Source organism: Streptomyces marinisediminis, assembly GCF_026262575.1.
GTDB classification, from domain to species: Bacteria; Actinomycetota; Actinomycetes; order Streptomycetales; family Streptomycetaceae; genus Streptomyces; species Streptomyces marinisediminis.
On record NZ_JAPKFL010000032.1, the window covers coordinates 35,574 to 54,588 of the forward strand.

15 protein-coding genes and 1 pseudogene are annotated in these 19,015 nt (G+C 71.5%); 6 read left to right on the top strand and 10 right to left on the bottom strand.

All coding sequences use genetic code 11. From position 1 onward, the window contains the following. Positions 1-72 precede the first annotated feature (72 nt). The 7 genes and pseudogenes from OSB71_RS21535 to OSB71_RS21565 all read right to left on the bottom strand — a co-directional run bounded on the left by OSB71_RS21535 (position 73) and on the right by OSB71_RS21565 (position 12,871). Positions 73-2,013 carry a M4 family metallopeptidase gene (locus OSB71_RS21535; RefSeq protein WP_416237308.1) on the bottom strand — a complete coding sequence of 647 codons (1,941 nt, stop codon included), beginning with the start codon at positions 2,011-2,013 and terminating at the stop codon, positions 73-75. An 823-nt stretch (positions 2,014-2,836) separates the two neighbouring features. Continuing rightward, positions 2,837-4,222, bottom strand: coding sequence for a helix-turn-helix domain-containing protein (locus OSB71_RS21540; RefSeq protein ID WP_265950446.1), 1,386 nt, complete (start codon positions 4,220-4,222; stop codon positions 2,837-2,839). A gap of 818 nt (positions 4,223-5,040) precedes the next feature. After that, positions 5,041-6,342: pseudogene (locus OSB71_RS21545) on the bottom strand (M14 family metallopeptidase); the annotation flags it as partial. Between the two features lie 168 nt (positions 6,343-6,510). Next, the gene (locus OSB71_RS21550) at positions 6,511-8,310 is read right to left on the bottom strand and encodes a S8 family serine peptidase (RefSeq protein WP_265950447.1); all 1,800 of its coding nucleotides are present in this window, start codon (positions 8,308-8,310) and stop codon (positions 6,511-6,513) included. 178 nt (positions 8,311-8,488) lie between these two features. Then, the gene (locus tag OSB71_RS21555; RefSeq protein WP_265950448.1) at positions 8,489-10,651 is read right to left on the bottom strand and encodes a M4 family metallopeptidase; all 2,163 of its coding nucleotides are present in this window, start codon (positions 10,649-10,651) and stop codon (positions 8,489-8,491) included. 599 nt (positions 10,652-11,250) lie between these two features. After that, the gene (locus OSB71_RS21560; protein WP_265950449.1) at positions 11,251-11,913 is read right to left on the bottom strand and encodes a response regulator; all 663 of its coding nucleotides are present in this window, start codon (positions 11,911-11,913) and stop codon (positions 11,251-11,253) included. Then, positions 11,906-12,871: a HAMP domain-containing sensor histidine kinase gene (locus tag OSB71_RS21565; protein WP_265950460.1), complete on the bottom strand. Its 966-nt coding sequence runs from the start codon at positions 12,869-12,871 to the stop codon at positions 11,906-11,908. The genes OSB71_RS21560 and OSB71_RS21565 overlap by 8 nt, the downstream gene beginning before the upstream one ends. A 394-nt stretch (positions 12,872-13,265) precedes the next feature. Here OSB71_RS21565 and OSB71_RS21570 point away from each other — a divergent pair, with 394 nt between their 5' ends. From OSB71_RS21570 to OSB71_RS21595, 6 genes are all read left to right on the top strand, one after another. Beyond that, positions 13,266-13,592, top strand: coding sequence for a TraR/DksA family transcriptional regulator (locus tag OSB71_RS21570; protein WP_265950450.1), 327 nt, complete (start codon positions 13,266-13,268; stop codon positions 13,590-13,592). A gap of 61 nt (positions 13,593-13,653) precedes the next feature. Continuing rightward, positions 13,654-14,025, top strand: coding sequence for a TraR/DksA family transcriptional regulator (locus OSB71_RS21575; protein ID WP_265950461.1), 372 nt, complete (start codon positions 13,654-13,656; stop codon positions 14,023-14,025). Further along, entirely contained in the window at positions 14,022-14,888 is an 867-nt protein-coding gene (locus tag OSB71_RS21580) for a rod shape-determining protein (RefSeq protein ID WP_265950451.1), read from the top strand. Before OSB71_RS21575 ends, OSB71_RS21580 begins: the two co-directional genes overlap by 4 nt. A 128-nt stretch (positions 14,889-15,016) precedes the next feature. Beyond that, a complete protein-coding gene (locus tag OSB71_RS21585) occupies positions 15,017-15,619 on the top strand; it encodes a DUF488 domain-containing protein (RefSeq protein WP_265950452.1) in 603 nt (200 codons plus the stop codon). 385 nt (positions 15,620-16,004) lie between these two features. Continuing rightward, positions 16,005-16,280 carry a hypothetical protein gene (locus OSB71_RS21590; protein WP_265950453.1) on the top strand — a complete coding sequence of 92 codons (276 nt, stop codon included), beginning with the start codon at positions 16,005-16,007 and terminating at the stop codon, positions 16,278-16,280. Next, on the top strand, positions 16,277-16,684 hold the full coding sequence (locus OSB71_RS21595; protein ID WP_265950454.1) for a PIN domain-containing protein: 408 nt from the start codon (positions 16,277-16,279) through the stop codon (positions 16,682-16,684). Before OSB71_RS21590 ends, OSB71_RS21595 begins: the two co-directional genes overlap by 4 nt. 393 nt (positions 16,685-17,077) lie before the next feature. Here OSB71_RS21595 and OSB71_RS21600 read toward each other — a convergent pair whose 3' ends face one another. The 3 genes from OSB71_RS21600 to OSB71_RS21610 are packed head-to-tail and all read right to left on the bottom strand — an operon-like array spanning position 17,078 to position 18,831. After that, a complete protein-coding gene (locus OSB71_RS21600; protein ID WP_265950455.1) occupies positions 17,078-17,920 on the bottom strand; it encodes a helix-turn-helix domain-containing protein in 843 nt (280 codons plus the stop codon). A gap of 7 nt (positions 17,921-17,927) precedes the next feature. Continuing rightward, positions 17,928-18,452 carry a DUF6879 family protein gene (locus OSB71_RS21605; RefSeq protein WP_265950456.1) on the bottom strand — a complete coding sequence of 175 codons (525 nt, stop codon included), beginning with the start codon at positions 18,450-18,452 and terminating at the stop codon, positions 17,928-17,930. After that, positions 18,424-18,831 carry a hypothetical protein gene (locus tag OSB71_RS21610; RefSeq protein WP_265950457.1) on the bottom strand — a complete coding sequence of 136 codons (408 nt, stop codon included), beginning with the start codon at positions 18,829-18,831 and terminating at the stop codon, positions 18,424-18,426. The genes OSB71_RS21605 and OSB71_RS21610 overlap by 29 nt, the downstream gene beginning before the upstream one ends. Positions 18,832-19,015: the final 184 nt, after the last annotated feature.

Sequence of the window (19,015 nt, forward strand, 5' to 3'; positions counted from 1 at the left end):
AGGGGCGGGGCGTCGGCCCGCGGTGGTGCCCGCGGGCCGGCGCCCCGCGTCGGACGGCGCTCGGGTCAGCGGTCAGGGTGTGGTGTAGCCCAGGGTGTAGTCGCCGCTGCCGGAGTAGGCGTGGACGCGGTAGCGGTAGTAGCCGGCCGTCCCGTCGTAGGACAGCTCCTCGTCCGGCCCGCTGGTCGTGGCACGCGCCACCTCACTCCAGCCCGCGCCGCCCCACTTCTGCAGGTAGAGGTCGAAGTCCGCGCCGTCCGGGCCGTCCAGACAGGCCCGGTGCGCACCCGCACCCGACTGGAACCAGCTGCCACCGGGCTGGACGTCACTGCCACCACCGCGCAGCGAACCGCTCACGGTGTGCTCGAACTCGGTGCAGTTGTCGGGGTCGGGGTCCGTGTCGCCGGGGCGCTCGCCGACGTTGACCGCCGCCCAGGCGTGTGCGACCGCGAGCTGCTCGGGGCTGCCGGCGCCGTACAGCTCGCCGGCCGCCTGCAGGGTGTGGGCGCGGGCCTGCGCGAACGTCTCGTTCGGCAGCATCTTCTCGACCAGCGCCTTGAACCAGATCTGCTCGGCCTTGCCGATGCCGATGCCGGTCACCGGTTCGTCGTCGTAGGTCGGGCTGTCGTAGGTGACGCCGTTGACGACCTTCTCGCCGCTGCCCTCGGCCAGCAGGTAGAAGAAGTGGTTGGCGATGCCCGAGCTGTGGTGCACGTCCACGTTGCCGGCGCCGGGGTACCAGTAGTCCAGCGACCTGCCGTCCTTGCTGGGCCGGTCCATGTAGCGCAGCGGCGTGCCGTTCCCGCGGATGTCGATCTTCTCGCCGACCAGGTAGTCGGCCACGTCCTCGGGGTTGTCGGCGTGGAACTCGACGGCGGCGGCGAAGATGTCGGAGGTGGCCTCGTTCAGCCCGCCGGACTCGTTGCTGTAGACCAGGCCCGCCGTGTGCGAGGTGACGCCGTGCGTCATCTCGTGGGCGGCGACGTCGATGGAGGTCAGCGGCTTGCGGTCGCCCGCGCCGTCGCCGTAGGTCATGCAGAAGCAGGAGTCCTGCCAGAAGGCGTTGGAGTAGGCGTTGCCGTAGTGGACGCGGCTGGAGGCGGCGACGCCGTCGCCGCGGATGCCCTCACGGCCGTGCACGTCCAGGAAGTAGTCCCAGGTGAGAGCGGCGCCGTAGTGGGCGTCGACGGCCGCGGTCTGGGTGTGGGTCGGTGAGCCGTTGCCCCAGACGTCGTCGGCGTCGGTGAGGACCCGGTTGCCGTTGTCGGCGTCACGGGTGGTGTGGCCGCCGCGCCGGGTGTCCTCCATGCGGTAGTTGCCACGGGAGCCGCTGGTGTCGATGGTCACCTCGCCGGCGTACATGCTGTGGCCGCTGCCGGTATGCACGCCCTGGTACTCGTACAGCTTCTCGCCGGTCTCCGCGTCGGTGATGACGTGCAGTTCGTTGGGGGTGCCGTCCTTCTGCACACCGCCGATCACCCGCTCCCAGGCGAGCGTGGGGTCTCCCTCGGCGGCCCAGACCACCTTGCGCGGGGCGGTGCTGCCCTTCGCCTCGGCCCTGGCGGGCTTCCGGCTCTCGGGCGCCTTGGTGGTCGGTACCGTGATCCGTGCGTCGGTGGCCTTGTCGACGACCTCGATGGCGCCGTCGGGGCCCCGGTGCACGATGATCTGCCCGCCGAGGACGGGCAGTCCGGCGTAGGTGCGCTCGTAGCGGGTGTGCGTGGAGCCGTCGCGGTTCTTGACGACGTCCTTCACCCTGAGCTCGACGCGGTCGCCGAGTTCGAGGGCCCGGGCCGTCTCCGCCTCGCGGCTCTCGGCGTGGGCTATCAGTTCGGCGCGTTCGGCGGGGCTGACCTCGGCTGTCAGGGCTCCGGGATCGAGCCGGCCGTCGTCGGCGGCAACGGCGGTGGCCGTGCCCGCCTGGAGGCCCACGGCCACCAGGGCCGCGGTGGCCGCCAGGGCGGCGGCGGTGCGGACGCGTCTGCCGACGCGGCGTGGAGAGACGGTACTCACGTGTGGGCTCCTCGACTCATGGGGCCGCCGGGGTGGCGCGGCCCCGTGGGGGGTGGGGTGGCGCGGAGGTCCCGGCATACGCCGTGCCGGATGCCGGGAGAGCGGCGACCGCGAAGGCTGCGACCATGCGTCCGGGTGTGCCGGTCCGTCCTCCCTTCCGTCTTCCTGCACCGGACCGTCGGCAGAAGGCGGACCGCCGTGGCCCCGCCCAGAGAATGGGGGAAGGCCAAAGGAACGGGAAGAGGGAAAACCCTTGCACCGCGTCGTTCTCATGTCCGCCGCGCGACGGGCGATTTACCTGTCGGAGAGAAACGGCCCGGGTCAGCACGGGCGGCGACACCGAGTCAAGACGCGGGTCTTTCCGGAACTCCGCCACTGCGATGACCGTGCGTTGGCCGGATAAGCGGGGGAGGCTACCCGGGGTGAGCTGTCGAGCGACGCATTTGCCGTTTCTTGCACGGTGTACCGCGCCCCATTGTTCATCCCGGAAAAGGGGAGTAAGGGGAGTGGACGCTCACTTCCGCGGTGCACACCCGCACGGCGGGCCTACCGCGCATGGCGGGTGGACACGGCAGGGCTCACCCCGGCAGCGCGCAGCAAGGCGTGCTGCTCGTGCGAGCGGCCCCGGAAGGCCGACGGGCACGGAGGCACGGACGGCACGGAAACACGGACGGCACCGGCCTCACCGGGCTCCCGGCCACAGACCACAGACCACAGGTCACAGGTCACGGCACCGCCCGCTCGGCGGAGCGGGGCGGCCCGGGCCGCGGCGGTGCCGCCGGCGAGCACCGGCGGTGCCGAACGTCGAGAACGCGCACCCGCCTCAGCGGGCTCTGTCCAGGAACTCCCGCACGGGCGCCAGCGTGGGCCAACGCGCGGCGAGGCGCGTGCGCAGGCCGTGCAGCTCACGGGCGACGGTCGCCATGGGCAGGGCCCTGGCGTCGGTCAGCACGGGGCTGGCGATGGCGATCGCGGCGTCCGGCTGGCCGTCGCACGCGTAGCAGTCCGCCAGCCGCAGCGCGAGCAGGACGACGGCCGGGCGTTCCCTGGCGGGTACGAAGGTGAGGGAGTGCTGGGTCGCGTGGACCGCGCGCTGCGCGAGCGCGCGGTCGGCGGTGGCCGCCGCCGCGTCCCGCAGGGCACCGCCTATACCCGCCTCGACGAGTATCTGTCCCCGCACTCCCGCCAGCCAGGGAGCCTCCCGCGCGTCGTGCTCGTCCAGGCGCTCCAGCGCGTCCCGGGCCCCGGCGATCTGCCGTGTGGTCTCCCCCAGATCGCCCACGATGCTGTTGCTGCGCGCCAGGTAGAGGTGGGAGAGCGCGGTGGTCCACGTCCGTCCGGGGCCGATGGCGGAGAGGGCCTGGGCATAGGCGCGCGCGCTGCCCGCGTCGTCCTCCAGCCTGGCCAGACTGCTCATGTCGCACATGAGCGAGGCGCGCAGGGACACGTCGTCGCAGAGCATCGCCCAGTGGAGCGCCCTGCCGTACAGCGCCATCGCGGCGGCCCGCTGGCCCCGCAGCGTGCGGAGCTGCCCGGCGAGGCTGGCGTGGGCCGCGGCCAGGTGCAGGAGCGGCTGGGTGAGGCGTGCGTTGGCCGGACACAGGGACCGCGCGATCAGGTGCAGGGCGTGCTCGACCGCGTTCTGGAGCCCGCTGGGCCCGTGTGTCTCGGCCATACCGGCGTAGAGCGCGTGCTGTGCCGTGAGCACGTGCAGGGTGTCCTCGTCGACCCGCCGGCCGGGCTGCTGGGCGAAGGCCGCGTAGAGTGCGGCAGCGTGGTCGGCGGAGGGTGTCGTGCACTGGCTCTCCGGGTGGAGCGGACACCTGACGCCCTGGTGCGGCAGCACCGCGGGCCAGTGGGCCGGGTCCCACCCCACCGTGGCCTCGTGCGCGGGAGCGGGGACGCTGGGCAGGGGGGTCTGCGGGCCGAGACCGGGCAGCGTGCCGAGTCCGGACGTGGCGGCGGCGGCCTCCGAGCGGAGCTGGGTGAGCTGCCCGCCGGTGTTCAGGATCGCGTCGAGACGACGGACGTGGTCCGGGGCGGGGAGCCGGTCCCCCGACTCCCACCGGCTGACCACGCTGTTGTGGTAGCCGAGTCGCTCGGCTAACCGGGTCTGCGTCATCCCGGCGTGTCTGCGCCAGTACTTCAGGGAGACGCGGAATTGGTCCCGCGCGGTCGGTGTGCCCGCGTCGTCGGCTCCAGCACTCACCCGTTGCTCCCATGCGGTGTCTGTGGCGGGGAGGGAATTCTCGGCGTTGTCAGTGTGCCGTCACGTGCACCTCCGGTACAGACGCGAGCGCGGGGTGGCCCGGCCGGCAGCTTGCCGGGCCACCCCGCCTCCGCAGTCCCACCCCCATGTGAGACGTGCGGGTCAGGGGATGTCAGTGAGCGTCAGGGGACGTCGTATCCGAGGGTGTAGGTGCCGGAGCCGCCGGCGGCCTCGACGCGGTAGCGGTAGTAGCCGCTCTCACCCGAGTACGTCAGCTCCGCACGCGCCCCCGGCTCGCCACTGGCGACCGTGGCCCAACCGGAGCCGGCCCACTTCTGCAACTCCAGCCCGAAGGTGGCACCCTGCGGCGCCTCCAGGCACGCCTCGTGCACACCCGGCCGCAGCGCCAGGAAGAACGCGCCGTCCGGCTGGTACGCACTGCCACCCGCCCGCAGCGAACCGGACCTCGACACCTCGAACGTGCCACACTCCTTTGGCACCTCGCCCTTGACCGTCAACGTGTACGTCGCCGACCGGGTGACCTCCTCACCCGCGCCCTTGACCGTCACCGGGTACGTACCCGGCGCCGTGTCCGCACCCGCACGGACCGTCAACGACGCCGACTCACCCGACACCACCGACTCCGGGGAGAACACGGCCGACGCACCCGCGGGCAGACCCTCCGCCGACAGCGACACCTCCTGGTCCTCACCCGCCGTCGTCCGCGTGGCCACCGTCGCCGTCACCTTCTCACCCGGCTCCACCGAACCGGCCGACGGCGACACCGACACCGAGAAGTCGTCCTCGGCCGGGTCCTGCGAGCAGTACTGCTGCTGTTTACCGATAGCCCGGTACGGACAGTCGGCGTACTCGGCCAGGATGAGTGCGGCCTCCTTGTTGCGGGCCGTTTCAGTGGGAATCACCTCGTCCGGCGGGTAGAAACCCGGATAGGGCGAGTCGGGGTACAGCTCGAAGACGTAGGACCAGATTCCCTGGTCCCCCCACATCCAGTCCAGGGAAGCGCCGTCGGTGATGTACAGGTCGCTGCTCTGCTGCGGCGTGTAGCCGTTGGTGGCCGCCATTTCGCGGCCGATGGTGCGGAAGGTGGCCTCCTGGTCGGCCGACAGGCCGGTGTCGAGATCGGAATAGGTGTAGCCGTAGGGCCACAGAATGAGTTCCGAATAGGAATGGATGTCGATGTGCGCCTTGATCTGCTGCTCCCCGTCCACGCGGCGGGAGAGCACGAAGTCCCGCAGGACGTCGAGCTCGGTCGCGGAGAACGGTCCGGTGCCGCGGTAGGTGTCGCTGGAGGGGGACCCGCTGGAGCCGCCGCAGCAACCCCACTTGTAGCCGAAGTTGCGGTTCAGGTCGGTCCCCACGTACGAGGAACCCGCGTTGGGCTGACGGTTCTTGCGCCAGGAGCGGTAGGACCCGGTGGCGTGGTCGTACTCGCTGCCGTCCGGGTTGAGCATCGGGATGATCCAGATCTCCCGGGAGTCGACCACCTCGGTGACGCGGCTGTTGCTGCCGTAGTCACCGGTGAACAGGTTGGCCAGGTACAACGCCTGTTCGGTGGTGAGGTGTTCGCGGGCGTGGATGTTCGCGTTGAACAGGACCTCCGGTTCGTCCTCGTCGGCGGTGACGTTGTCGGAGATCTTGAGTGCCGCGATGTCGCGGCCCTCGTAGGACTTGCCGATGACCGTCTTCTGCGCCAGTTCGGGGAACTTCTCGGCGATGCGGTCGAGCTCCGCGAGCGTCTCGGCGTAGTCGTGGTACCCGGAGTCCTGCGGAGGGAAGCCCGACACCTGGGGGTTCCCTCCGCGCTTCGGGGGATCGGGCATCACCTCGACGGTGAAGCCCAGTTCCCGGATGCGCTCGGCTTCGGCGCCGGTGGCGGTGACGTAGACCCTGCCGTGTTCGACGTGGTCCACGACCGCGCCGGTACGCGCGATGGCGGTCTTGTCCTCCTGCGTCCGGGGGCCGGAGACTTGATACTGGCCGGACTGGCCGGACTGGCCGAGCACGACGGGGCTGGGGTCGGCGGCGGCACCGCCGGTGATCCCGACCAGGCTCGTCGCCGCGATGGCCAGGGCGGAGAACAACGCGACTCTTCGTCGCACGGACACCTCCTGTGATGAGTACGTGAGTGGCGTGGCGCGCGGCGGCGCGCGCGGGAAGGCCCCCGCGTGCCGCCGACGCGAGCCACGCCGGTGGCCGCCGGTCCGGCCGCGGCGGCGACCGGACCGGCGGTGGACGGAGCGCGAGAGCGCTCAGCCCCTGGGGTGGTGTCAGGGGATGTCGTATCCGAGGGTGTAGGTGCCGGAGCCGCCGGCGGCCTCGACGCGGTAGCGGTAGTAGCCGCTCTCACCCGAGTACGTCAGCTCCGCACGCGCCCCCGGCTCGCCACTGGCGACCGTGGCCCAACCGGAGCCGGCCCACTTCTGCAACTCCAGCCCGAAGGTGGCACCCTGCGGCGCCTCCAGGCACGCCTCGTGCACACCCGGCCGCAGCGCCAGGAAGAACGCGCCGTCCGGCTGGTACGCACTGCCACCCGCCCGCAGCGAACCGGACTTCCTGACCTCGAACGTGCCACACTCCTCGGGCACCTCACCCTTGACCGTCAACGTGTACGTCGCCGACCGGGTGACCTCCTCACCCACGCCCCTGACCGTCACCGGATACGTACCCGGCGCCGTGTCCGCACCCGCACGGACCGTCAACGACGCCGACTCGCCCGACACCACCGACTCCGGGGAGAACACGGCCGACGCACCCGCGGGCAGACCCTCCGCCGACAGCGACACCTCCTGGTCCTCACCCGCCGTCGTCCGCGTGGCCACCGTCGTCGTCACCTTCTCACCCGGCTCCACCGAACCGGACGACGGCGTCACCGACACCGAGAAGTCGTTCTCGGCCGGGTCCTCGTTGCTGACGTAGAGGAGCTTGTTCGGCGAGCCGGTGCGCGGGTCGGTGACCACCCCGGGGGTGGCGTCGGCGACCAGCTTGTCGTGGACCTGCTTCGGCGTGAAGGCGGGGTTGGCCGCGGTGATGAGGGCCGCGACGCCCGCCACGTGCGGTGAGGCCATCGACGTGCCGCTCGCGGTCCTGGTGGCCGTGTCGCTGTTGTACCACGCCGAGGTGATCGAGACCCCGGGGGCGAAGAGGTCCAGGCACCTGCCGTGGTTGGAGAAGGAGGCGCGCCGGTCGCCACTGTCGGTGGCGCCGGCGGTGATCGCGTCCGGGACGCTGGCGGGCGAGACCCCGCAGGCGTCGGCGTTCTCGTTGCCCGCGGCCACGGCGAAGCTCACACCGTCCGCGATGGCCCCTTCGACGGCTCCGTTGACGGCCTGCGAGCGGCCGCCACCGATGCTCATGTTCGCCACGGCGGGCTCACCGGGGTCGTGGTCGGACGCCACCCAGTCGATGCCCTCGATGACATCGCTCCAGGAGCCGGTGCCCGCGCAGTTCATGATCCGCACGCCGACGACGGTCACGCCCTTGGCGATGCCGTAGGTGTCCCCGCCGATGGTGCCGGCCACGTGCGTGCCGTGGCCGTTGCAGTCGGAGGCGTCGTTGTCGTTGTCCACGGTGTCACGCCCGGAGACCGCCCGTCCCCCGAAGTCCTGGTGCGTGGTGCGCACACCGGTGTCCAGGACGTAGGCCCGCACCCCGGCTCCGTCGTTGGGGTAGGTGTAGGAGTCGTCCAGCGGCAGGTTCCGCTGGTCGACCCGGTCCAGGCCCCACGATGCGGTCGGCGACTGGGTGCCCACCGCGCGCACGGTGTGGTCCTGCTCCACGTAGGCGACGGAGGGGTCGGCCGCCAGGCGGCGGGCGTCGGCCTTGGACAGGGTGGCGGCGAAGCCGCGGATGGCGTCGCTGTAGGTGTGTCCGACCGTGCCGCCGTACGTTTCGGCCAGGGACGCGGCCCGGGCCTGCACACCGGCGGCCGACACCTGGCTGTCCTTGAGGACGACGATGTAGGAGTCGTCGATCGCGGTGGCGCCGCCCTCGGCCTGGATCACGCCGGCCCGGGGCTCGGCGGCGGAGACGGCGGGCGTCAGGGCGAAGGCCAGGGCGGCGGATGCCACACCGGCGGTTCCCAGACGCCACCACCGTGATTGGAGGTGCATGCGTGTCTCCCTCGGTTTCGATGTGTTCCGTGCGCCGCCCACCCGCCTGACGGGGGCCGGGGGCGGCGCACGGCCTGAACTGCCCCTCGTGCGGTCCGCGGACGCGGACCTCGGAGGCAGGGCACAGTGCCGCCGGCTACGGGATGGCGTAGCCGAGGGTGTAGTCGCCGGAGCCGCTCGCCGCGTGGACGCGGTAGCGGTAGAGGCCGGCCGTCCCCGCGTAGCTCAGCTGCTCCGGGGAAGCGTCCGGGTCGCCCGCGGCGACCTGCTCCCAGGCTCTGCCGTTCCACTTGAGGAGGTGGACGTCGAAGTCGGCGCCCTCGGGTGCGGTCAGGCACGCCTCGTGGGTGCCGGACGCGCCCGTGTGGAAGTAGCTCCCGTCCGGCTGGTAGGCGGAACCGCCCGGGTCCAGCCGACCGGTGCCGACGTTCTCCAGGTCCTCGCACCGGTCCGGGGGCGTCGTGGCACGCACGGTCAGTTCGAGGACGGCCCGGCGCGTCACCTCCGCGCCGGTGGCGGTGACCGCGATCGGGTAGGTACCCGCGGGGGTCGACTCCGCGGTGGTCACGGTCAGCGTGGCGGACTCCCCCGAGGTCAGCGACCGCGGGCCGAGCGCGGCGTCGGCGCCGCTGGGCAGCCCGCCGGCGGCCAGGGACAGCCGCTGGGGGCTGCCCGAGGTGGTGGACGTCGACACCGTCGCCGTCACCGACTCCCCCGCGTCGACCCCGTCGGAGGAGGGTGAGAGGGAGATCGAGAAGCCCTGCTCGGGCTCCCCGCACGGGGCGGGACGACGGGGTTCCCCCGGCTGCGCAGGTACCGAGACCGCGTCCCAGGCGCCCCTGACCGTGTCGAAGACCGCGCAGTCCTCCGGGTGGAGCTGCAACGCGGCGTTCATGGTGGCCACGCGCGCGTCCGCGTACTCCCAGAAGGACGTCTTCTGCAGCAGCGCGGTCATCCAGATCCGGCCCGCGTTCTCGATGCCCAGGCCGGTCACCGACTCGGGCCCGCCCGCGCAGATCGGGCTCGACGGCTTGCCGCCCCCCGGCTCGGAGCCCTCGGCGATCAGGTAGAACCAGTGGTTGGCGGGCCCTGCGGCGTCATGGACCTCCGTCTCCGGGATCTTCGGAGACCAGCAGTTCGGCTCGTCGCGGGGCCCGGCCGAGGGGTCGTACATCACGCGCTCCGCCCCGCGCCCGAGAGCGTCGGCCTCCTCCGCGAACAGGTAGTCCGGCCGGTCGTCGGGGTGGTTGGCGTAGTGCTCGGTCAGCGCGCCGAAGATGTCCCCGTTCGCCTCGTTGAGCGCGTACGTCTCGGTATAGCCGTCGAACCCGCCCGGCGTGTACTGGAACACCGCGTGCCCGTGCTCGTGCGCGACGATGTCCAGCGTCGAGAGCTGCCGGCGGCTGTCCTTGGTGCGGCCGATGTTGACCGTGTGCCCGTTCCAGTACGCGTTGACGGCGTTGAGACCGACGAACACGGGGAAGCCACGGCCGTTGCCGTCGAAGCCGTCGCGGCCCAGCCAGTCACGCATCATGTCCCACTGCTGCTGCGCGGCCCAGTAGGCCTCCGCGCAGGCGGTCTCCAGGTCGGTCCCACTGCCGTTGCCCCAGCGGTCGTCCGGACCGGACACGGCGCCGTTGCCCCGGATCCCGCAGAACATACCGCTGCGTTCGGGGTCCGACAGCGCGTAACCCGACGACGTCCTCCTGGTGTCGATGGAGACGTCGTCGTAGTAGTAGCCGTCCACGCTGCCCGCCATGACCTCGTCCCACTCGGCCAGCACGCCGCCGGTCCGGGCGTCCACGACGACGTGCAGCGTGCTCGGACGCCCCTCCGCCGACCGCCCCTCGACCACCACCTCGTAGGCGAGCGCCTGCTGGCCCTCGGGGGAGAACACCACCTTCTCCGGCTTCCCCGCCTCCCTGACCTCGTCGAGCCGCGCCCGGGCGACCCGGGCGGCCCGCTGCGCGGACACCCGGGCACGCACGTCGACCTCCAGGGGCTCCTGGCCGGCCAGCGGGGTGCTCAGCAGGGCGCCGGAGGCGTCGGTGACCACGACGAAGTCACCTCCCACCACGCGCAGCCCCCGGTAGTCGCGCTCGTAGGCGTGGTAGGAGATCCCGTTCGCCCCCGCCGTGACCCCGACGCGGACGTACTCCTCCCCGCCCCGCTCGGCCTCCGCCCGCTGCACGTAGGCTGACGCGGGATCCTCCCGCGGCGCGCGCTCCGACGCCGCGCTCGCGGAACCCGGTGCGGCGCCCCCCAGGAGCACCGTCAGCGCGACAACAACACCGATCAAGCCATGTTTTCGCATGAGACCGCCCTCGCCTGTGGACAGTGCCGGTCACCGACCGATCACCCGGTCGGTGCTGGGCAGGACCGTGGCAGGGGCCGGAGCAGCCGGACAACCGAGGCGGCACCGGCTCGCAAGGGATCGGCAACATCAGCCCCGTGGGCGCACCGTGCGCAGTGGTCCGGCGCCGTGCGCCTACGCACCGTCACCGCGGCCGTGCCGACCGGCAAACAAGGGCGAAAGCGCGCCGGAGGACCCGGTGCGTACGCGGTGGGCCCGGGTCGGCCCGGGCCCACCGCGTACGCGCCCGCCGCGGAAGCCCTCACCCTGACCGGGCCCGCCCTCCACCCGGGACCTGATCCCCCTCCAGGGCCCTTCGCTGAGGCCGTGTCCTGCGGCTGCACGGGCCACTGCACGCTCACCCCGGTGGCGCCCGGGCGCCACCGGCCGGTGGGAGGGCGGCGGTGCCCGTATCCCCGGGGGCGAGCGGCGCGTGCCCCTCCCCGCCCGGCCAGCGGGCGGGGAGGGGGCGGGACAGCGGCCAGGGGCAGGGCCCAGGGGCCAGGAGCAGGGGACGGTTACGGGGGCAGGGGACGGGGGCAGCGTCAGGGTTCGATGAGACCGGCCCGGATGGCGTAGCGCGTCAGTTCCAGCCGGTCTTTGAGGCCGAGCTTGTGCAACAGGTTGGCCCGGTGGCGCTGGACGGTCTTGACGCTGATGAAGAGCGTTTCGGCGATCTCCTTCGAGGAGTGGCCCTCCGCGACGAGCTTGAGGACCTCCTCCTCGCGGGCCGTGAGGATCCGCCCCGGGATCTCCTCGCCGCTGCGGGTGCGGTCGAGGTAGTTGCGGATGAGGGCGGTGACGGCGCCGGGGTAGAGGAACGACTCCCCGCGCATCGCCGCGCGGCACGCGTCGAGCAGGTCACGGTCGGCGACGGACTTCAGGACGTAGCCACAGGCTCCGGCCTTCAGCGCCTCGAAGAAGTACTGCTCGTTGTCGTACATCGTCAGCATGAGGATGCGCAGGTGCGGCTGGAGAGCCGACAGCTCCCGCGCGGCCTGCAACCCCGTCAGGCGGGGCATGGCGACGTCGAGGACGGCCAGGTCGACGGTGTGGTCGCGGGCCATGGCGATGGCCTCCGCGCCGTCGCCCGCCTCGGCGACGACCTCCAGGTCGGGTTCGCCGTCGAGGATGAGCCGCACCCCGCGTCGGACCAGGGCGTGGTCGTCGGCGAGCAGGATCCGGGTCGGTGCCTTCTCCTCAGGCATGGTCTGCGTCCTTCGTCGCGATGGCGGGCACGGACAGGGCCACGCTGGTGCCCTCCCCGGGACCCGAGACGATGTCGAGTGTGGCGCCGACGAACAGGGCGCGTTCGCGCATGCCCCGGATTCCGGCGCCCTCGCGGAAGGTCGCGCCGCCGTGTCCGTCGTCACGGATGCGCAGCGTCACCGACCTGGCGCCGCTCCGCAGGCTCAGGTCGACCCGTCCGGCCTCGGCGTGCCGGGCGACGTTCGTCAGCCCCTCCTGCGCGACCCGGTAGAGCACCAACTCGGCCTGCGGGTCCAGCGGCGGCAGCTTTGCGTCGAAGCGACGGGTGACCGCCAGCCCGGTGTGGGTCGTGAAGTCCGTGGCCAGGGCCGTCAGTGCGCTGACCAGGCCGAGGTCCTCAAGGACTCCGGGGCGCAGCCTGCGCGCGAGCCGGCGTACTTCGTCCAGGCTCTCGCGCGTGATCTCCTGCGCCTGCTGCAACTCCAGGCGCAGCGCCTCGGGGGCTCGGTCCGCTGTCCGCTTCAGGCCGAGCAGGACGGCGGTCATGCTCTGCCCGACCTCGTCATGCAGTTCCCGGGCGATGCGCCGTCGCTCGGCCTCCTGGGCCGACAGAGCGCGTGCGCTGCTCGTGGCCCGCTCGGTCTCCAGCCGGTCCAGCATGTCGTTGAAGGTCCGGATCAGCTCGGCCACCCCACCGTGTCCGGTCACCGGCAACCGCTGCCCCGGACGCAACAGGTCCACACTGGTCATCAGCCGGGTGAGCCGGTCCAGCGGGGTGAGCCCGATCCGCAGGAGCGCGGCGTTGGCGACCAGCATGACGCCCAGGCCCCCGACCAGGATCACGGCCTCGGTGAGCAGCACCGGAACCGAGACGGTCACCGGCGCCCACAGCAACAGCGCCGTCGCCGCACCCAGGACCAGGGCGTTGAGTCCGAAGATCCGCCAGAACAGGGACACCGCCGGTCGAGCCTCCTCTTCCACACCGTTTCCCACCCTCGCCGGTCGCGGCTCGTCGTGGCCTCACCCCGAGCCGCTGAAGGCAGGCGGCCTCCTGCCGCCTCCCGGGCACCAGCCTGCCCGCGGTACGGGACCCGGGTCGAGAGGACGCGGCAGCCATCTGAGGCCGGCGACCAGGGGCGTCACCCGGCGCCGAATACATCCTCCTGTCCCACGCGAATGGGTACCACGACCGATGGCCCCCGACAGGCGTGCCGACCAGAGTAGGCCGTGCAGCCCGCGACCGCTCCGGCGCCACGGCCGTGCCCGGCCGTGGCACACGCCCCGCCGGTACGACCGCCCGGCCACGGAACCGTCCCACGGACACCACCCTCGTCGACAAGGACCGCATCCCATGCCCCCCGATACCGCCCGACCCGAAAGCCGTCCGGAACGCCTCGCTGGAGGCGAGGCGCGTCAGCGACTTGAGCACGAGCGCCACGCGCGGCTGGAGCAGCTCAAGGCGATCGAAGAGGCCGGGGGTGAGGCGGACGATCACCTCGCGGTGGCGCAGCGGGACTCCCTGCGGCGCGTCCTGAAGGACATCGACGCCGCATTCGGCCGCATCGAGGACGGCACCTACGGAACGTGCCGGGACTGCGGCCGGTCCATCCCGGTCGAACGGCTGGAGATCCTGCCGTACGCGCACTGCTGCGTCGGCTGTCAGCAACGTTCCGGCTGACAAGGGCACGTCAGCCGCGCCATGGACCGCCCGGGTGTTCCGCTCTCGGAAGCGTGAAGGAATGAACAACCAGGTCACCGACGTCAGCAACCCCGGCGTTCGCCCCGCCGACCTCGCCGCGCTGCGCGTGAGCCTGCACGAGCAGCGAGTCTTCCGCCAGGAGCAGCTACGGCAGATCAAAGCGGCCGCGCAAAGCCGCGCGGACCGGGCGCCCGGGCAGCTCGCGGCCTCGCAGACCGAGGTCCACACCGCGCTCGCCGCGTGCGCCCGCATGGTCCTGGCGGACGTGGAAGAAGCCCTGGAACGCATGGACCAGGGTCGCTACGGCAGGTGCCGGCTGTGCACGCGTCCCATCTCGCTGGACCGCTTGGAGATCGTGCCGCAAGCCCGTTACTGCACCCGCTGCCAGATGGTCAAGGAGGCTGGACGGTGACCGCCGTACGCCCTGATCCCCCGTGCTCCCGCCCCGCCCCGCCCACGTCCCGGCCGGTGTGCGGGCCGTGCCCGGGAATCGCGCTCGACCTGGGCAGCGCCCGCACCAGGGCCTGGGCACAGGGCCGGGGGATCATTCTCGACACGCCGACCGTGACCGATCCGCGGGACGACGCCTCCCGTCCCGTCCAGCGCGGCGCCATCGTCGATCCGGAGGGCACCGCCCTCATGCTGGAGCGCCTCCTGGCCGGCCGCATCCCCCGCTCCACGCGTCCACTGATCGTCCTGACCACACCCGTCCTCGGCGGCGTCGCCTACCGCAAGGCGGCGCGCACCGCGCTGGACGTGCTCCGACCGCATACGGTTCTGACCATCCCCAGGGCCACGGCGGTCGCACTGGGCGCGGGCGAGGACACGACCCGCCCCCTGCTCATCGTGGACATCGGCGCCCACCTCACCGAGATCTTCCTCCTCACCGACGGCGCCGTCGCCGATGCCCACAGCATCGCCCTCGGCACCGACGACCTCGACCACGTCACCACCCACCACGACATCACCGAGGCCGTGACCGGCACGGTGCGCGACATGCTCACGTCGGACCGCACGTCCCAGACCCTCGACGCCCTGGGCAACGGCGTCCTCCTGGCCGGCGGTGGCGCTCTGCGACCCGAGTTCACCCCTCAGCTCGCCGAGGAACTCCGCACGCCCGTGCGACCGGTTCCCGGGCCGCACCAAGCCGCCCTGCGCGGCGCGGCGAAGACGCTGGAATCAGCGCATCGCCATCCGTCCGTCGCACCGGTCCCGGCGGTGCCGCCGGACCGGCCCGCCGTCCTCCGGCATCCGGGGCGGAGACGCCGGGAATGACGAGATGCCGCTGAGGCGCGCCCCACACCGGCACCGCGCGCCCCGTCCGCGGGGCGCCGAGGCGAAGCCCCGGCGCCCCGCAGATCCTGCAACCGGCCGAAGCGGCCCCGGCATGCTGAACTCAGGGTATGGACCTCGACCGGAACGGCCCCGCAGCCGGGCCCGAGACGCCCCGACCGGAGCTGATCACCTTCGGTCACAGCACCGCGGGCCGGGCCGAGCTGGCCCGGCTCCTCCGGGGAGCCGGCGTCACCGCCGTCATCGACGTCCGGACCGCCCCCGGCAGCCGACGCGACCCGGACCTGTCACGGCAGCGGCTGGCCCAGTGGATGCCCGAAGAAGGCATCGCCTACCGGTGGGAACCGCGCCTGGGCGGCTTCCGCAAACCCCCCTCCGACTCGCCCGACACCGTATGGCGCAACGCCTCCTTCCGCGGATACGCCGCTCACACCCGCAGCCCGGACTTCCTCTCCGCCATGGACGCCCTCAGGGAGCAAGCGGGTCGGCAGCGCACCGCGGTGATGTGCGGCGAGGCGGTGTGGTGGCGGTGCCACCGGCGCCTGATCGCCGACTTCGCCGTCCTGGCGCTCGGCATGAGCGCCCACCACCTGATGCACGACGGCCGCCTCACCGCGCACCGTCCGACACCCGGCGCGCGTCTGCTCGGTGACGGCCTCCTCCGGTACGACGACGCCGACCCGCCACCGCGAGAACGACCCCCCTCCCCGTGAGGAAACCGGCCACCTGACCGCCCCCACACACCACCCCGCCACCCGACGCCGTACGGACGGCCGCCCGGCCGGAGCAGACCCACCCCACGGGCGTCGCGACCACGCCGAAGCCGTCCGTCCGCGTGATCCGTGCCGGCCTGCTGGTCGGCGTCGGACCACTCGGCGCCGCGGACGCCCACGCCGAGGCGTCGGAAACGGGCGGCAGCATGGCGTGGGACGTGAGCCCCTCCGGCGGCAGCGCCGACGCCCGGCGTGGGACAGGATCGCCCCCCATGCGCAGTAAAAGAAAATCCAGAAGCGCCAGGACTACGCGCCAAGGCCCGCCTGGATACAGGCTGCGCGGCACTCCAGACGCTGTAATAGTTCCTGTACTAGACTTGTGGCCATGAAGTCACCCCGCCCCGGCGGCACGGAGAACATCTCCGTGTCGATGCCCTCGGAACTCCTCGGTGCTCTGCGCACCCGTACCGGTAAGCGCGGCCTGTCCGCGTACGTGACAGCGGCGGTCCGGCATCAGCTCGCCATGGACGGCCTCGCCGAGATCGTGGCCGCCTACGAAGCCGAGCACGAGCCGCTGAGCGAGGCCGAAGTCCAGGCCGCACAGAGCGAACTGTTCGGTGACGCACCGGCCCCCTACGCGTCGAACGACAGCGCCGCATGAAAGAGCCCGCGGCCAAGTCCCTGGTGCTCGACTCCCAGGCGCTGTCGCTGCTGCTGCGCAACGACCGCCAGACGATCACCCGGATAGAGGCCGCTCGGCGCGTGGGCGTGCCCGTCCTCGTATCTGCCCTGACGGTGGTGGAGGCCGTCTACGGGAAGACGGACACCGCCCGGCTGCACTGGCTGCTCTCCCGCCTTCAGGTCCAGGACGTCACCCAGGCGGACAGTCTCACCGCGGTTCAGCTGCTGAGCGACGCCGGCGGCCTGCACGGGCACAAGTACGCCATCGACGCCCTCGTCGCCGCGATGGCGCTCCGCTCCCCGGCACCCGTCCTCGTACTGACCTCAGACCGCGACGACTGGTCGAAACTGTGCGGCGACCGCGTACAAACCAAGGACGTCTGACTTCGTACGCGACGCGCTGAAGCTCAACTTCGAGCTGCTCGGGCACGTCGAATGCTTCGTCCCGGACACCGACGAGCTGACGGTCGTCGTGGACTGCTCGGGCACCGTCGACCCGAAGGCCGCGGGCTTTCTGTTCGCCCACCTCGCCGACATCCGGCGGGGCTGGGCGACCGCCCCGCTCGCCCCGCCGAGCGCCAAGCCCTCGTCCTCCGCTACGGCGCGGACCTGCCGGACGACGAGGCGGGCGCGTTGCAAGGAGTGACGGGCAGGGCAACCCGGTACCGGTGCGAGCGTGGTGTGGGGAAGATCGCCGCCCATCTGAACGGGGACGACCACGTAGACGGCTACGAGGAAGTGGAGGGCGCGGCCTGAGCGACGCCGTACGGCCCGTGGTCAGACGTCCAGCCGCGCGAGCGCCTTGGCAATCAGCGCTCTCGCTGGCTGCCCGTACACGGCGGACCGCTTCAGCAGGTCGAACGCCTTCGCGTAGAGCGCGATCTCACGGGGCTGCGTGACGGAGAACTCGGCCGAGTAGGTCTCCACGAGGACGAGCTTGCTGTCGAACATGGAGAAGGAGTTGCCGGGCCAGATGTGCATCGGCGCCCGCGCTGGGATGAGACCGAGGCTCATGCGGGGAAGGGACATGACGGCGAGGAGACGGTCGAGCTGGCCTCGCATCACGTCCGGTCCGCCGAAGTTGGTGTAGAGGACCTGTTCGGCGAGCAGGACGTTGAACATCCGGTCCCCTCTGTAGAGATACTGCTGACGCTCCATCCGCTTCGCCACGGCCGCGTCCACGTCATCGGGGATCTCGTAGTAGTCGACGACCTGGCGGAACGTCTCGGCGGCGTACTCGGCTGTCTGGAGGGTGCCCCAGACCACGGTGGGGTGCCAGATGCGGAAGACCTTGGTCTTCGCGTAGACCGGAAGTGCCTTGCGCTGCCGGGGCTCCGCCCCGGACTGGAGCTGACGGCGCCACTCCAGCCACAGTTCCTCGATGTGCCGGACGGTGGCGATCAGGTCGCCGATCTGGTCCTGGGTGTGGGTCAGCTCGCACCAGACGCGGATGTCGTCCTCGCTGGCGTTCTGCCGCCCGTTCTCAATCCGGGAGACCTTCGATTCTTGCCAGCCTGTCGCGGCGGCGAATGCCCGACCGCTGGAGTATCCCGCGTCCTTGCGGAATCCGCGCAGTCGGGCACCCAACGCTTCTCGCTGTGCCTGTGCTTCGGTGCTCACTGATGGGTCAGGGCTTGTACTCGGGGTGGGGGATGGCGAGGGACCAGAGCTGATCCCGTACGCGAACGCACTCTGCCACGGTCTCGGGGTCCTCGACCAGCTCGGAGCCCAGGACGCGGCCGTCGGCGTCGAAGTGGCCCACGGCGAGGAGGCGGTCGTCGAACAGCCACCAGTCGTTGCCCGCCACGGGGAAGGTGCTGTCTTCGGGCAGGCGGTGCCGGGGCAGCCATCGGATGTCCTCGCCAGCCTCCATGTTGAGGCACGTCAGAGAGTGCTCCCACCCGACGTACCGGGAGTGCGGCTCGGTGACGACGCGGACCCGGCGCACGGTCTTGCCCTCCCCCGTGACGCGCTTCATGAGCGTCATCCACGGGTCGAGCCATGCGTAGTCGTCGGGCTCTCCCCGCTGCCAGCGGGCATACGGCGTGTCCTCGATGGGTGAGCCGTAGTCGTCCCTCAGCTCCAGATGGAACGCGTCACGCTCGAAGCTGTCGAACAGTTCGTCACGCTGGGCGCTGGTGATCAGCTCCACCGTTCTCCTCCAGTAGGGCCGTGATCGAGGACTTGGAGACCTCGACGCAGGTCTCGTAGTCGGGCGTCCGCATCTGGCTCAGGGCCTCTGGGTCGTGCATCTGCGGCCCCTGGACGACGCATGTGCCCTGTTCGGTCACCAACATGATCGGGGGCGCGTAGGTCTTGATCTCGCCGGTCGGCAGGCCGTCCTTGGTCAGATGCTCGAACAGCTCGGTCGGGACCTCGACGACCGTGTGGCCGTCCGGCACGTCGAGCCGCATGAGCAGATCGTTCGCGAGGACCTTCCAGCCCTGTACGACATAGCTGTCCTGGTCGGTGGCGTACAGGGTGGGGCTGTCTCCCGGGGTGGAGTTCTTACCAAGGAACCGTAGCTTCATGGTGGTTCTCCCGTCCGCATCCTTGCTCAGGTTTGCGCGATGTCTCGATGGTCGGCGAGTCGTTCGAGCCCGTCAATCAGGCTGGCGCAAACTCGCGCAACTTTCTTGGGAGTTGACGCGAAGCCGCCCTACCGTCGTTCGGGAAGCCACGCCGCGAGATGCCGAGGGGAACCAATGGATGTAG